Below are 13,610 nucleotides of genomic sequence, written 5' to 3' on the forward strand. Positions count from 1 at the left end.
GCGGACCGCGTAGGTCCGCACCCGCTCACCGGCCGGCTTTCGCGCGTATCTAGATGACCGTCACGCTTCTCGACCTCATCCTGATCGGGGTGATGCTCATCTCCGCCGCCCTCGCCATGGTGCGCGGCTTCACCCGCGAGGTGCTCTCGATCGCCTCCTGGGTCGCCGCGGCGGCGGCTGCGATTTACTTCTTCGAGCCGGCGCGGGCGATCGCGCGCGACTACATCAAGTTCAACCCGCCCCAGATCGCCGACGTGATCGCCGCCGGCGGCGTGTTCCTGGTCGTGCTGCTGGTGGTGTCCTTCATCACCATGAAGATCTCAGACGCGATCCTCGACAGCCGAGTCGGGCCCGTCGACCGCATCCTCGGCTTCGCCTTCGGCGCCGCGCGCGGGCTGCTGCTCGTCGTCGTGGCCTTCCTGTTCTTCAACTGGCTGGTGCCGGACAAGGGCCAGCCGGAATGGGTGCGCACGGCGCAGTCGAAGCCCGTTCTTCAGGACGCCGGCGAGAAATTGCTCGCCTTGTTGCCGGAAGACCCGGAAAGCACCATCTTGCAGAGGCTGAAGCGACGCGACGGCGGGGAGGCGACAGGCCCGGCCGCGCCGCAGGCGCCGGACACGACGCCCGCGCCCGACGAAAGTCCGGACGTCAGCCCGCAGGACCGGCAGGGCATCAACAACCTGCTCGAGCGTGGCGACAAGCCGAGGCAGTGACGACCCCCGGCGGGCGGCGCCGGCGGACGAACGAGGCGGCGACCCCGCCTTCGGGAGACGGACAGCATGAGCGATTCCACGGCTGCGACCCACGAGGCGCAGGACTGGTTCGACCTCGACTCCGACCGCCTGCACGAAGAGTGCGGCGTCTTCGGCGTCTTCGGACACCCGGACGCCGCGGCGCTGACCGCGCTCGGCCTGCACGCGCTGCAGCACCGGGGGCAGGAGGCCGCCGGCATCGTCAGCCGCGACGAGCATCGCTTCCACGCCGAGCGGCGATTGGGCCTCGTCGGAGACCACTTCTCCGACGCCCGCGTGATCGCCCGGCTGCCGGGGCGCTCCGCAATCGGCCACAACCGGTACTCCACGACCGGCGAGACCATTCTCCGCAACGTCCAGCCGCTGTTCGCCGAACTCGACGCCGGCGGCATGGCGGTCGCCCATAACGGCAACCTCACCAACGCTCTGACGTTGCGCCGCGACCTCGTCCGCGCCGGCGCCATCTGCCAGTCGACCTCCGACACCGAGGTGATCCTCCACCTCGTCGCGCAGAGCCGGCGGCCGCGCATCATCGACCGCTTCGTCAACGCGCTGCGCGAGATCGAAGGCGCCTACGCGCTGGTCGCGCTCACCACCAAGAAGCTGATCGGCGCGCGCGACCCGCTCGGCATCCGTCCACTGGTGCTGGGGGAGCTCGACGGCTGTTACATCCTGACGTCGGAGACCTGCGCGCTCGACATCATCGGCGCCAAATACATCCGCGACATCGACAATGGCGAGGTCGTGGTCATCTCGGAGAGCGGCGTCCAGTCGCTGCGCCCGTTCCCGCCGCAGCGCATGCGGCCGTGCGTGTTCGAGTTCGTCTATTTCGCGCGGCCGGATTCGGTCGTGCAGGGCCAGTCGGTCTACGAGGTCCGCAAGAAGATGGGCGTCGAGCTCGCCCGCGAGTCGCTGCCCGAGGCGGACGTCATCGTGCCGATCCCGGATTCCGGGGTGCCGGCGGCGATCGGTTTCTCCCAGGAATCCGGCATTCCCTTCGAGCTCGGCATCATCCGCAACCACTATGTCGGGCGAACCTTCATCCAGCCGACGCAAGGCGTGCGTGAGTCCGGGGTGCGGATGAAGCACAGCGCCAACCGCAGCCAGGTCGCCGGCAAGCGCATCGTGCTGGTCGACGACAGCCTGGTCCGCGGCACCACCTCGCTCAAGATCGTCAAGATGATGCGCGACGCCGGCGCCACCGAGGTGCATTTCCGGCTCGCTTGCCCGCCGATCAAGCATTCCGATTTCTACGGGATCGACACGCCCGAGCGCGAGAAGCTGCTGGCGGCGACGCACACGCTCGAGGAGATGAGGGCGTTCATCGGCGCCGACAGCCTCGCCTTCCTGTCGGTCGACGGGCTGTACCGGGCCATGGGCTATGATGGGCGCGACGACCTGCGGCCGCAGTTCACGGACCATTGCTTCACGGGCGACTACCCGACGCCGCTCACCGACCAGATGGACGCGACCCCGCGGCAGCTGTCGCTGATCGCCGAAGCGAGCTGAGCGCCGCGCGTCGCTGCGGTTTCATTCGGCGGCGTCAGCGGCTATGGGTCCCGGCTCAAGGCCGGGACATGAGGTCTCGGCTCCTCGCCGAGTTCCGGGTCCTTTGACGCCATGACATCTCCTAATCTTGCAGGCCGCGTCGCGGTCGTCACAGGCGCGACCCGCGGGATCGGCTACGCCACGGCGCTGGCGCTGGCGGAGGCCGGCGCGCATGTCGTCGCGACCGGGCGCACCCAGGGCGGCCTCGAGGACCTGGATGACGCGATCAAGGCCGTCGGCGGCGCGGCGACGCTCGCCCCCTTCGACATCACGGATTTCGAGGCGATCGACCGGCTGGGCGGCGCGCTCTACCAGCGCTTCGGCAAGCTCGACGCGCTGGTCGCGAACGCCGGCCAGCTCGGCCCGGTCACGCCGCTCGGGCATGTCGATCCGAAGGACTGGGACAGGACGGTCGCGATCAACCTTACCGCCAACTGGCGGCTGATCCGCTCGCTCGACCCGCTACTGCGGGCCTCGGACGCCGGCCGGGCCGTGTTCCTGACCTCCGGCGTCGTCCACAAGGACCGCGCCTATTGGGGGCCATACGCGGTGACCAAGGCCGGGGTCGAGGCGCTCGCCCGCTCATACGCCGCGGAGACGAAGAACCATACGCCCGTGCGCGTGATGCTCGCCAATCCCGGTCCGCTGCGCACCGCGATGCGGGCGCGGGCGATGCCGGGGGAGGACCCGGCGACGCTGAGGACCCCGGCGGAGTTCGCGCCGAAGCTCGTCGCCATGTGCGCGCCGGAGTGGACCGAGACCGGCAAGCTCTACGACTTCCCCACCGACAGCGTGCAGAGCTTCCGCCCGCCGGCGTGAAGCGACGGCGACCGACCGGCTCAGGCACGATCGCCTCCGGTTGAAGCGCGCGATCTCGGGCTGTCATCCCGGGCTCGTCCCGGGATCCATTTCCGCCGCCAGCGCCGGCCGGTTCGATACGCGGCGGGAATGGGTTCCGGGACGAGCCCGGAACGACGGCGGAGGTTGGATGCTTCAAACAGCAAAACGCCCGGCGCTGCCGCCGGGCGTTTCGTTCGGGCAAGCCGCGGGATGCGTCAGTCGCGCGCCTCTTCGGCCGGCTCCTCGTCTGCCGCCGCCGGCTCGTAATCGTCGTCGCGGCCGCGGCGGCGGTCGTCGTCGTCATCGTCTTCCTTGAAGGTCTCGAAGGCCGGACCTTCCTCGCGCTGCGAGAGGTCCTCGCCCTTGGCCTGGCGTTCGGCCTCGGCCTCGGAGCGGGCCACGTTGACCGTCACGGTCACCTCGACCTCCGGATGGAGGCGGACCGGAAGCTTGTGGAGACCGATGGTCTTGATCGGCGCGTTCAGCACGATCTGGTTGCGGCCGACCGAGGTGCCGTCCTTGGTGAGCGCTTCCGCGACGTCGCGGGTCGACACCGAGCCGTAGAGCTGGCCGGTCTCGCCGGCCTGGCGGACCAGCACCAGCACCTTGCCGTCGACGGTCTCGCCGAGCCGCTCGGCTTCGGACTTGAGCTCGAGGTTGCGCGCCTCGAGCTGAGCGCGCTGGCCTTCGAACTTCTTGCGGTTGGCGTCGTTGGCGCGCAGCGCCTTGTTGCCCGGGAGCAGGAAGTTGCGGGCGTAGCCGTCCTTGACGCGCACTTCGTCGCCCATCTGGCCGAGCTTGGCGATGCGTTCGAGCAGGATCACTTGCATGGGAAGTCTCCGTTCAAAGTGGTTTTGCGATGCTTCAGGGGAGGTTGGCGACCGCCGTGGGCGGACCGCCGGGGGGCGGGCCGAAGCGCCGCCGGATGTTGAAGAACTGCTCGCCGAGGCCGAGGCCCGCGAGGAACACGACGATCCAGGGCTGCAGCACCAGCATGGCGTAGGTCGCGAACAGGATGAGGCCGCGCGCCGGAGTCTTCTGGGTCGCGACATGCAGCGTCGCGAGGCCGAGAAGGGCGAAGGCGATCAGGAAGGTCGCGGCGAACAGCTCGGCGGCGAGGCCGACCAGTCCGGGGGCGAACGAGCCGGCGAAGGCGGCCAGCAGCACATAGGCCGCCGTGGTCGGATAGCTCACGCCCCTGAGATCCGGCCAAGGCCGCACCAGCCGGCCGGACGCGCGGGTGATGCGCCCCGCGAGCCAGAGATTGAGGATCGACGACGCGGTCCAGAAGGTGGCGGCAACGCCGGGCGCCACCAGAGCCATAAAGTCGACGAGCGCCTTGGGGTCCTGGCCGGTCGGAAGCGGCGCGCCCGCGGCGCCTGCGCTTTCGAAGGCCTTGGAGAACACCTCGCGCAGCGTCGCGCGATATTCCTCCAGCGTGGTCGCGACCAGCGGGATCGAGGCCGTCACCAGCAGGGCGCCGAGGGCCGCCGTCCAGATCACCAGCCGGCCGATCGGGTACCACTCGGTCTGCTCGGGCGTCGCGCCGGGCCGGGCGAGCAAAGCGAGATAGGCCAGCCACCACGACGGCACGCCGACGACCAGCGCGTAATAGAGCCCGGTCTTCGGGCCGACCCCGACGGTCAGCGCGAGCGCCGCGACGACGGCCGCGACGAGGCCGGCGGTGTGTCGCCAGCCGACGCCCGCGAGCAGGATCGGGAGCGGGGCGACGTAGAGCAGGAGGACGGCGAGCGGGGAGCCGGACGCGACCGCGGCGTAGAGCAGCGCGGAGGCCGTTCCGGCGCCGAAGCCGATCAGGAGGACGGAGAGCGTCATCGCGCGTTCGAAACCCGGCTGTCCCGCGCGGAATGCGCGGTTAGGGCCGGATCGAAGCCCGGCCCAACGACGCCGGCGTGACGCCGGCGCCTGGAGCGGCGCCCGCATGAGCGCCTGGAACAACCGACGCGGCCGCAGCCGCGCCGGAGCAGTCGTCGGGCGGCCGAGCCGCCCGTCACGTCACTTGATGACGTAAGGCAGCAGGCCGAGGAAGCGCGAGCGCTTGATCGCCTTGGCGAGCTCGCGCTGCTTCTTGGCGGAGACCGCCGTGATGCGCGACGGCACGATCTTGCCGCGCTCGGAGATGTAGCGCTGCAGCAGCCGCACGTCCTTGTAGTCGATCTTCGGAGCGTTGGCGCCGGAGAACGGGCAGGTCTTGCGACGGCGGAAGAACGGGCGGCGCTGGCCGCTCGAGGACGACGAAGTCGGAGCCGGCGTGGCCATCAGTGCGTCTCCTGCTGGGGCGCGTCGTCGCGGCGCGGGCGGTCGTCGCGGTCGCGGCGCGGGCCGCGATCACGGTCGCCCCCGCCGCCGCCGAAGCCGCGTCCGCCGCCGCGCGGGCGGTCGTCACGGTCGTCGCGGTCGCGGCGCTGGAGCATCGCGGAGGGGACCTCCTCGAGCTCCTCGACCTTGATGGTCATGAAGCGCAGGACGTCTTCGGAAATGCCCATCTGGCGCTCCATCTCGGCGACGGCGGGCGCCGGCGCGTCGATGTTGAGCAGGGTGTAATGGGCCTTGCGGTTCTTGTTGATGCGGTAGGCGAGCGGCTTGACGCCCCAGTACTCGGTCTTCTTGACCTCGCCGCCCTGAGCTTCCAGGACCGACTTGTACTGCGCCGTCATTTCCTCGACCTGCTGCGACGTCACGTCCTGGCGGGCCAGGAAGACGTGTTCGTAGAGCGGCATGTGGGGTGGCCTTCAGGTTTCAGATCAACGTCAGCCATTCGGCGCGAAGCCCTCCGAGCCCGCGAAGGCCCGAACGAATTCTCGAAGGCGGAGACACGGGAGGCCGGACCTTGCGATCCTGCCCGGACGAATCCGGACCCCTCCGTTCAGCCCCCAGCCGAACGACGCGAAGCGCGGCCTATAGAGGATCAGGGGCTGCGAGGCAAGGCGGGAGTCGGATCGAAGCCCAGCCGCGCTCGGGCATTTGGGCTTTGAGGCCGTTGTAGGAGCGCTCGCGGCGAGCATCCATTCATTTGGCGGATGTGCCGGACCGGGCAGACGAACCGCTCTCCGCTCAGGCGTCGTCCTGCCTCGCCAGCTCCGTCGCGAACTCGTCGATCTCGTCGAACACCTCCTTCGCCGCCATCAGCGCGCGGACGCCTGCGGGAAAGCCGCCATAGATCGCCATCTGCGACAGGATTTCGATCACCTCCGTGCGGGTGATTCCGATGTTGAGGGCGCCGCGGATGTGCCACTTCAGCTGCGGCTCAGCGTTGCCGAGCGCCGCGAGCCCTGCGAGCGTCGCGATCTCGCGCGCGCGGCGGTCGAGGCCGGGCCGGGAGTAGACGTCGCCGAAGGCGTAGTCGACGAGTTGGTCGGCGAAGTCCGGAGCGACGTCCGCGAGGCGGGCGATCACCTGTTCGCCGAAGGGACCATGATACTCAGCGAGCGTGCGTTTCGCCCGCGCGCGGCGGGTCTCGTCGGTGTCGTCCGTCATCAGGCCTCCTGAGATCCGCGGTCGCGGGCGGCGACTCAGACCTTACAGTAGGGCGCGTCGACCTTCGCAAGCTTCCACGCAGCTTCGTCGAATCGGGCGGACGGCGGATCGCGTCGCGGCCGCTCGCCGGCGTCGTTCGGCAAAGCCGGGATGCGCCATGTCCAGCATGGCCGCGCTTGACACGGCCCGCGCACGCCTGCTTTGCACGGCCGCCAAGACGCCCGCGGAAGGGGACCCCCGCGCAGTGAGCATCGCCTTGATCTTTCCCGGACAGGGAAGCCAGCAGGTCGGCATGGGCCGCGCTTTGGCCGACAGTTTCGCCGCGGCGCGCGCCGTGTTCGAGGAGGTCGACGCCGCCCTCGGCGAGCCGCTGTCCCGCACCATTTTCGAAGGGCCCGAGGACGCGCTGACGCTCACCGCCAACGCCCAGCCCGCGCTGATGGCGGTCAGCCTCGCGGCGCTCCGGGTGCTCGAGGCGGAAGCCGGGCTCGATGTCGCGCGCCATGCCGCCTTCGTGGCGGGCCATTCGCTCGGCGAGTACTCGGCGCTGGCCGCCGCCGGCAGCCTGTCGATCGCGGACGCGGCCAAGCTGCTGCGCGTCCGCGGCGACGCGATGCAGAAGGCCGTGCCGGTGGGGCAGGGGGCGATGGCGGCCCTGCTCGGGCTCGACCTCGACGCAGCCCGGGCGGTGGCCCTCGAGGCCGCCGAAGGCGACGTCATCGCCGCCGCCAATGACAACGCGCCGGGACAGGTGGTGGTCTCCGGCGCGACGGCCGCGGTCCAGCGCGCGATCGCGATCGCCAAGGCTCACGGCGCGAAGCGCGCGATGCTGCTTCCGGTCTCCGCGCCGTTCCACTGCGCGCTCATGCAGCCCGCCGCCGAGGTCATGCGCGAGGCGCTGGCCGGCGTGAAGATCCTCGCCCCCAGGGCGCCGCTAGTCGCCAACGTCACCGCCGGCCCCCTGACGGATCCGGAAGCCATCCGGGCGAAGCTCGTGGAGCAGGTCACCGGCTCCGTCCGCTGGCGCGAATCGGTCGTCTTCATGGCGGGGGCCGGCGTCACGCGCTTCGTCGAGATCGGCGCGGGCAAGGTGCTGGCCGGCCTCGTGAAGCGCATCGCGCCCGAGGCGACCGGCGAGGCGGTCGGAACGCCCGACGACGTCATGCGGGTCAGTGCTGATTCCACCTGGGTCGGCAACGGCTGAGAGGAGACGCGAATGTTCGATCTCACCGGGCGCTTCGCGCTCGTCACCGGCGCGACAGGCGGCATCGGCGGCGCCATCGCCAAGGCTCTGCACGCGCAGGGCGCGACGGTCGCGCTGTCGGGCACCCGGCGCGAGGCGCTCGACGCGCTCGCGGGCGAACTGGGCGACCGCGCCCATGTCCTGCCGGCCGACCTGAAGGACCCAGCGGCCGTCGACGCGCTTCCAGGCGCCGCGGAGACCGCGATGGGCGGGCTCGACATCCTGATCCACAACGCCGGCGTGACGCGGGACAATTTGTTCCTGCGGATGAAGGACGAGGAGTGGTCGGAGGTCCTGACCGTCAATCTCGCGGCCGGCTTCCGGCTGTACCGGGCGGCGCTGAAGGGCATGATGAAGCGGCGCTACGGTCGACTCATCGGAATCACGTCGGTCGTCGGCGTCACCGGCAATCCGGGGCAGGGCAACTACGCCGCCTCCAAGGCCGGGCTGATCGGCATGTCGAAATCGCTCGCGGCCGAGGTCGCGAGCCGCAACATCACCGTCAACTGCATCGCGCCGGGCTTCATCGAGAGCCCGATGACCGACGCGCTGAACGAGAAGCAGCGCGAGGGCGCGCTTGGCCGCATTCCGGCCGGCCGCTTCGGCGTGGGCGCGGACGTCGCCGCCGCGACGGTCTATCTCGCGAGCGAACAGTCCGCCTACGTCACGGGACAGACGCTGCACGTGAACGGCGGGATGGCCATGATCTGAGGCCGTTCGGCGGCGCGCGGGCGCGTCTGGCGCGCCTGTTGCGATCATGATAGGAACCCGCAAAATTGCGTCGCCGACCGCGCCAACAGGCGCGCCGGCCTCAGATTTCAGGGCCGGTCCGTCAAAATCAGTTGCTCGGATCGCGCTCGGCCTTCAAAAAGCCTGCACGGTGGAATCGCGGTCCGGACGATACGGTCCAGGCCGGAACGTTCCGGCGGGACGATCTTCCGGACCCAACGATCGAGGAATGAGAACGATGAGCGACATTGCCGAACGCGTGAAGAAGATCGTGGTCGAACACCTCGGCGTCGACGCCGAGAAGGTCACCGAGAACGCGAGCTTCATCGACGATCTCGGCGCCGACAGCCTCGACACCGTCGAGCTCGTCATGGCCTTCGAGGAAGAGTTCGGCTGCGAGATCCCGGACGACGCCGCGGAGACCATCCTGACCGTCGGCGACGCCACGAAGTTCCTCGAGAAGAATGCGGCGCAGGCGTAAGCCGCGCCCGGCGACGTCATGACGCGTCAGAAACGTCCGATCAAGGCCGCGGCATGAACGGCATGAATGGCATGCGTCGGGTCGTCGTCACGGGGCTCGGCATCGTGTGCCCCCTCGGCGCCGACGTGGAGACCGTCTGGAGCAGGCTGACGGCCGGCGAAAGCGGGCTGCGCAAGATCGACCAGTTCCAGGTCGACGATCTTCCCGCGCGCGTCGCCGGCATCATCCCGCGCGGCGACGGCTCCGACGGAACCTTCAACGCCGACGCGGTGCTGGAGCCGAAGGAGCAGCGTAAGGTCGACGACTTCATCACCTTCGCGATCGGCGCCGCGGATCAGGCTCTCGCGGACTCCGGCTGGAAGCCCCAGACCGAGGACGAGCGTTGCGCCACGGGCGTGATGATCGGCTCCGGCATCGGAGGCCTGCAGGGAATCGAGGAGGCCGCTCACATCCTCCGCGACAAGGGGCCTCGGCGGATATCGCCGTTCTTCATCCCCGGCCGGCTCATCAATCTCGCCTCCGGCCAGGTCTCGATCCGGCATGGGCTCAAGGGTCCGAACCATGCCGTCGTCACCGCCTGCTCGACCGGCGCGCACGCCATCGGCGACGCCTCGCGCCTGATCGCGCTCGGCGACGCCGACGTGATGGTAGCGGGCGGCACGGAATCGCCGATCTGCCGCATCGCGGTCGCCGGCTTCTCCTCGTGCCGGGCGCTGTCGACCTCGTTCAACGACGAGCCGACGCGGGCCTCGCGGCCCTATGACAAGCACCGCGACGGCTTCGTGATGGGCGAGGGAGCCGGAATCGTGGTGCTCGAGGAGCTCGAGCACGCCAAAGCCCGCGGCGCCAAGATCTACGGCGAGGTGGTCGGCTACGGCATGTCCGGCGACGCCTATCACATCACCGCTCCCGCGATGGACGGCGACGGCGCGTTCCGCTGCATGCAGGCCGCGCTGAAGCGCGCGGGTCTGCAGGCGAGCGAGGTCGACTACATCAACGCGCATGGCACCTCGACGCCGCTCGGCGACGAGATCGAACTCGGCGCGGTGACCCGCCTCGTCGGAAACGCCGCGGGCAAGATCACGATGTCGTCGACGAAATCGGCGATCGGCCACTTGCTGGGCGCCGCCGGCTCGGTCGAGGCGATCTTCTCGCTGCTCGCGATCCGCGACCAGATCGCGCCGCCGACGCTCAATCTCGAAGAGCCGTCGGTCGAGACCGCCCTCGACCTTGTGCCGCTCAAGGCGAAGAAGCTGCCGATCGAGGTCGCGCTGTCGAACTCCTTCGGCTTCGGCGGCACCAATGCGTCTCTGGTGTTCCGCCGTTACGACGCCTGAGCGTCTTTCGCCATAATCGCGGGTAGAGTGCGCTCCAACCCCGCGACGGTCCGCTTCGGCGCGCCGTCGACAAGACGGAGGGCGTGAAACGTGACAGCCGAACGACCGGCTCCCGAGCCTACCGCGACGCCAGCCGACGATCCGACCGCGCGCATGTCCGCCGACTCGGCCCCGTCCGAGGCGCCGGCGTCCAAATCCTCTGCGTCCAGATCCCCTGCGTCCACGTCACGCGGCGGCGCCGGCGGTCCCGAGACGCCGCCGCCGGGTCGCGGGAAGCGCCGGCGGCGCGACGGGACGGCCGTGGGCTATCTCAGCGGCGTCTTCACGTTCCTGACCCTGGTCGTGCTCGCGCTCGCCGGCGCGTTCTACTGGGGTAAGACCACCTTCGACGAGCCCGGGCCGCTCGCCCAGGAGACCACGGTCATGATCGCCCGCAACCAGGGCGTCTCCGAGATCGCCGATTCGCTGCAGCGCGCCGGGGTCATCGATCATCCCAGGCTGTTCGAGCTCGGCGTGCGCGCCTATGGCGTCAAGGACCGTCTGCGCTACGGCGAATACGCGTTCCCGGCGGGAGTCAGCATGCGCGAGGCGATGGTCATCATCGCGTCGGGCAAGTCGATCGAGCATACGGTGACGATCCCGGAGGGGCTCACCAGCCTGCAGATCGTCGATCGCCTGCGCGACCAGCCGCTCCTGACCGGCGACGTCAAGGCGACGCCGCCCGAGGGGTCGCTGCTGCCCGAGACCTACAAGTTCATGCGCGGCGCGTCGCGCGAGCAGATGATCGCGCGCATGCAGGAGCATCAGAAGGCGGTGCTTGAAAAAGTATGGGCGGCGCGCACCCCGTCGCCCGCCATCAAGTCGCCCGATGATCTCGTGACGCTGGCGTCTCTGATCGAGAAGGAGACCGGCGTTCCCGAGGAGCGAGAGCGCGTCGCCGCGGTCTTCGCGAACCGTCTCGCCAAGGGCATGCGGCTGCAATCGGACCCGACCATCGTCTACGGTCTCGTCGGCGGCCGCGGCACGCTCGGCCGCAGTCTGAACCGCGCCGACATCGCCTCCCGAACGCCCTACAATACCTATGTCGTGTCGGGCCTCCCGGCCGGGCCGATCGCCAATCCCGGGCGTGCTTCGCTCGAGGCGGCGGCGAACCCTGCGAAGACCAACGATCTCTATTTCGTGGCGGACGGTTCCGGCGGTCACGCCTTCGCGACGACGCTCGCGGAGCACAACCGCAACGTCGCGGCGTGGCGGAAGATCGAGCGCAGCCGCGCGCTGCCGGCGGATCGGCTCGCGCCCGACGACGCCGCGCCGGAAGCGCCGGCGGACGACGCGCCCACGGGCGCGGCCCCCGCCTCGTCATCGTCGGCGCCCGCTAAGCCGAAGCCGTCAGACCGTCGCCGGCCCGACGTGCGCTGAGAGCGGCCTTTACGCGCGCGCGGCTCGCCTGGGCCGCGGATCGCGAGCGGGCGCGTCGAGGGCGGCTGCGCCGTAGCCTTTCAGCCTCTGACCGCCGAAAAAGGCGCCTCGCGTCCATCTTCGGGCGCGCGCCGGCGAGACCTCTGTGCTCAAAGAGGCTCCAAACCCAATTGAACAGGAGTGCCTTCCGCCCATGCCTCTCGCCAGCATGACCGGATTTTCGAGGACCGTCGGCGGGTCCGAGCGCGCGCGCTGGACGTGGGAGTTGCGGAGCGTCAACGCTAAGGGTCTCGACCTGCGGCTTCGCACGCCGCCCGGCTTCGACGCGGTCGAACAGGCGGCGCGCGCCGTCGCTTCCGGGCGGCTGAAGCGCGGCGCGATCCAGGGGACGCTCACCATCGACCGCACGGCGACCGGCGTCGAGGTGCGGATTAACGAGGAGGCGCTCGTGGCGGTGCTGGCCGCGGCGGCGGCCATCGCCGAGCGCGTGCCGAGCGCAACTCCGCCTTCGGTGGCCGCTCTGATGGCGCAACGCGGCGTCGTCGAATTCGTCGAACCCGAGGAGGGCGCCGACGAGCGCGCCGCGTTCGAGGCGGCGGTCGTCGCCGACTTCGCGCAGGCCGTCGAGGCGCTCGCCATGTCGCGTGAGGGCGAGGGCGCCGCGCTCGAGGCTGTGCTGAACGAGCGGCTGGCGACGATCGCGGATCTCGTGGCCCGCGCCGACGCCTGCCCGGGGCGGTCGCCCGAAGCCGTGCGCCAGCGCCTCGCCGACCAGGTCGCGGCGCTTATCGGAACAGGCGTCGCGCTCGATCCGGAGCGGCTGCATCAGGAGGCGGCCCTGATCGCGACCCGTGCCGACGTGCGCGAGGAGCTCGACCGTCTCGTGGCGCATGTCGCGGCCGCTCGGGCGCTGATCGGCGAAGGCGGGCCGGTCGGACGACGGCTTGATTTCCTGGCCCAGGAGTTCGGCCGCGAGTCGAACACGCTGTGCGCCAAATCCAACGACCGCGCTCTGACCGCGATCGGCCTCGAACTCAAGGCCGTCGTCGAGCAGTTTCGCGAGCAGGTCCAGAACGTGGAGTGACTGAGCATGGCGACGACCCCTGTGGTGGCTTCGCGACAGATGGTCCGGCGGGGCCTCGTGCTCGTGCTGTCGTCGCCGTCCGGCGCCGGCAAGTCGACGCTCACGCGCGCGCTCATGGAGAAGGCGGAGGGTCTCAATCTCTCCATCTCGGTCACGACACGGGCGCGCCGGGGCAGCGAGATCGACGGCGTGCACTATCGCTTCATAAGTCAGCGCGAGTTCGACTCGATGCGCGACAACGGCGAATTGCTGGAGTGGGCCGTGGTCCACGGCAATTGCTACGGCACGCCCCGAAAGCCGGTCGAGGAGGCGTTGGCGGGGGGACAGGACATCCTGTTCGACATCGACTGGCAGGGCGCGATGCAGGCGCGCGAGGCGATGCCGAACGACATCGCGACCATCTTCGTGCTGCCGCCGTCGGCGGCCGAGCTCCGCGCGCGGCTGGAGCGGCGCGCCGAGGACGCGCCCGACGTCATCCTGCGCCGTCTCAGGAACGCAGCGGTCGAGATCGAGCGGTGGAAGGACTATGACTATGTCGTCGTGAACGACGATCTGGATCGCTGCTACAACGAGATTCGATCGATCCTCGAGGCGGAGCGCCTCAGGCGGGTCCGCCGACTCGCCATCGGCGAATTCGCCGACCGGCTCGCGGCTGAACTGGGCGAAACCCTGATCTGAA

Annotated in this window: 15 protein-coding genes; 10 read left to right on the forward strand and 5 right to left on the reverse strand. The window is 69.9% G+C overall.

What is annotated here, in order from left to right; translation table 11 throughout:
* The first annotated feature begins 53 nt into the window (after positions 1–53).
* From ACO2RJ_RS02965 to ACO2RJ_RS02975, 3 genes are all read left to right on the forward strand, one after another.
* A complete protein-coding gene (locus ACO2RJ_RS02965; protein ID WP_423266513.1) occupies positions 54–713 on the forward strand; it encodes a CvpA family protein in 660 nt (219 codons plus the stop codon).
* 66 nt (positions 714–779) lie between these two features.
* On the forward strand, positions 780–2,261 hold the full coding sequence (gene purF, locus ACO2RJ_RS02970; protein ID WP_423266514.1) for an amidophosphoribosyltransferase: 1,482 nt from the start codon (positions 780–782) through the stop codon (positions 2,259–2,261).
* A gap of 111 nt (positions 2,262–2,372) precedes the next feature.
* Entirely contained in the window at positions 2,373–3,119 is a 747-nt protein-coding gene (locus tag ACO2RJ_RS02975; protein WP_423266515.1) for an SDR family NAD(P)-dependent oxidoreductase, read from the forward strand.
* A 236-nt stretch (positions 3,120–3,355) separates the two neighbouring features.
* Here ACO2RJ_RS02975 and rplI read toward each other — a convergent pair whose 3' ends face one another.
* The 5 genes from rplI to ACO2RJ_RS03000 form a co-directional block, all read right to left on the reverse strand.
* Positions 3,356–3,970 carry a 50S ribosomal protein L9 gene (rplI, locus tag ACO2RJ_RS02980; protein ID WP_423266516.1) on the reverse strand — a complete coding sequence of 205 codons (615 nt, stop codon included), beginning with the start codon at positions 3,968–3,970 and terminating at the stop codon, positions 3,356–3,358.
* A gap of 34 nt (positions 3,971–4,004) precedes the next feature.
* Entirely contained in the window at positions 4,005–4,976 is a 972-nt protein-coding gene (locus tag ACO2RJ_RS02985; protein WP_423266517.1) for a DUF2232 domain-containing protein, read from the reverse strand.
* Positions 4,977–5,156: 180 nt separating this feature from the next.
* Positions 5,157–5,420: a 30S ribosomal protein S18 gene (rpsR, locus tag ACO2RJ_RS02990; RefSeq protein WP_423266518.1), complete on the reverse strand. Its 264-nt coding sequence runs from the start codon at positions 5,418–5,420 to the stop codon at positions 5,157–5,159.
* On the reverse strand, positions 5,420–5,881 hold the full coding sequence (rpsF, locus tag ACO2RJ_RS02995) for a 30S ribosomal protein S6 (protein ID WP_423266519.1): 462 nt from the start codon (positions 5,879–5,881) through the stop codon (positions 5,420–5,422). The genes rpsR and rpsF overlap by 1 nt, the downstream gene beginning before the upstream one ends.
* Positions 5,882–6,215: 334 nt before the next feature.
* Positions 6,216–6,638 carry a carboxymuconolactone decarboxylase family protein gene (locus ACO2RJ_RS03000; RefSeq protein WP_423266520.1) on the reverse strand — a complete coding sequence of 141 codons (423 nt, stop codon included), beginning with the start codon at positions 6,636–6,638 and terminating at the stop codon, positions 6,216–6,218.
* A gap of 244 nt (positions 6,639–6,882) precedes the next feature.
* On the opposite strand from ACO2RJ_RS03000, the gene fabD reads away from it, so the two are divergent.
* The 7 genes from fabD to gmk all read left to right on the forward strand — a co-directional run bounded on the left by fabD (position 6,883) and on the right by gmk (position 13,609).
* Complete coding sequence (gene fabD / locus ACO2RJ_RS03005) at positions 6,883–7,842, forward strand: ACP S-malonyltransferase (protein WP_423266521.1); 960 nt, start codon at positions 6,883–6,885, stop codon at positions 7,840–7,842.
* A gap of 12 nt (positions 7,843–7,854) precedes the next feature.
* Complete coding sequence (gene fabG, locus ACO2RJ_RS03010; RefSeq protein WP_423266522.1) at positions 7,855–8,592, forward strand: 3-oxoacyl-[acyl-carrier-protein] reductase; 738 nt, start codon at positions 7,855–7,857, stop codon at positions 8,590–8,592.
* Positions 8,593–8,848: 256 nt separating this feature from the next.
* Entirely contained in the window at positions 8,849–9,091 is a 243-nt protein-coding gene (locus tag ACO2RJ_RS03015; protein WP_261402796.1) for an acyl carrier protein, read from the forward strand.
* A 71-nt stretch (positions 9,092–9,162) separates the two neighbouring features.
* A complete protein-coding gene (gene fabF, locus ACO2RJ_RS03020) occupies positions 9,163–10,428 on the forward strand; it encodes a beta-ketoacyl-ACP synthase II (RefSeq protein ID WP_423268896.1) in 1,266 nt (421 codons plus the stop codon).
* Positions 10,429–10,728: 300 nt separating this feature from the next.
* The gene (gene mltG, locus ACO2RJ_RS03025; protein WP_423266523.1) at positions 10,729–11,847 is read left to right on the forward strand and encodes an endolytic transglycosylase MltG; all 1,119 of its coding nucleotides are present in this window, start codon (positions 10,729–10,731) and stop codon (positions 11,845–11,847) included.
* A gap of 193 nt (positions 11,848–12,040) precedes the next feature.
* On the forward strand, positions 12,041–12,931 hold the full coding sequence (locus ACO2RJ_RS03030; protein ID WP_423266524.1) for a YicC/YloC family endoribonuclease: 891 nt from the start codon (positions 12,041–12,043) through the stop codon (positions 12,929–12,931).
* Positions 12,932–12,937: 6 nt separating this feature from the next.
* The gene (gene gmk, locus ACO2RJ_RS03035; protein ID WP_423266525.1) at positions 12,938–13,609 is read left to right on the forward strand and encodes a guanylate kinase; all 672 of its coding nucleotides are present in this window, start codon (positions 12,938–12,940) and stop codon (positions 13,607–13,609) included.
* Position 13,610: the final 1 nt, after the last annotated feature.

This window comes from Hansschlegelia sp. KR7-227 (assembly GCF_049446035.1).
In the GTDB taxonomy this organism is placed as follows: Bacteria; Pseudomonadota; Alphaproteobacteria; order Rhizobiales; family Methylopilaceae; genus Methylopila.

Coding starts and splice junctions, on each gene's coding strand:
- ACO2RJ_RS02985 (WP_423266517.1), bottom strand. CDS start 4,976: ATGACGCTCTCCGTCCTCCTGATCGGCTTCGGCGCCGGAACGGCCTCC.
- ACO2RJ_RS03030 (WP_423266524.1), top strand. CDS start 12,041: ATGCCTCTCGCCAGCATGACCGGATTTTCGAGGACCGTCGGCGGGTCC.
- rpsR (WP_423266518.1), bottom strand. CDS start 5,420: ATGGCCACGCCGGCTCCGACTTCGTCGTCCTCGAGCGGCCAGCGCCGC.
- rpsF (WP_423266519.1), bottom strand. CDS start 5,881: ATGCCGCTCTACGAACACGTCTTCCTGGCCCGCCAGGACGTGACGTCG.
- ACO2RJ_RS02975 (WP_423266515.1), top strand. CDS start 2,373: ATGACATCTCCTAATCTTGCAGGCCGCGTCGCGGTCGTCACAGGCGCG.
- rplI (WP_423266516.1), bottom strand. CDS start 3,970: ATGCAAGTGATCCTGCTCGAACGCATCGCCAAGCTCGGCCAGATGGGC.
- ACO2RJ_RS02965 (WP_423266513.1), top strand. CDS start 54: ATGACCGTCACGCTTCTCGACCTCATCCTGATCGGGGTGATGCTCATC.
- gmk (WP_423266525.1), top strand. CDS start 12,938: ATGGCGACGACCCCTGTGGTGGCTTCGCGACAGATGGTCCGGCGGGGC.
- ACO2RJ_RS03000 (WP_423266520.1), bottom strand. CDS start 6,638: ATGACGGACGACACCGACGAGACCCGCCGCGCGCGGGCGAAACGCACG.
- fabG (WP_423266522.1), top strand. CDS start 7,855: ATGTTCGATCTCACCGGGCGCTTCGCGCTCGTCACCGGCGCGACAGGC.
- fabF (WP_423268896.1), top strand. CDS start 9,163: ATGCGTCGGGTCGTCGTCACGGGGCTCGGCATCGTGTGCCCCCTCGGC.
- ACO2RJ_RS03015 (WP_261402796.1), top strand. CDS start 8,849: ATGAGCGACATTGCCGAACGCGTGAAGAAGATCGTGGTCGAACACCTC.
- purF (WP_423266514.1), top strand. CDS start 780: ATGAGCGATTCCACGGCTGCGACCCACGAGGCGCAGGACTGGTTCGAC.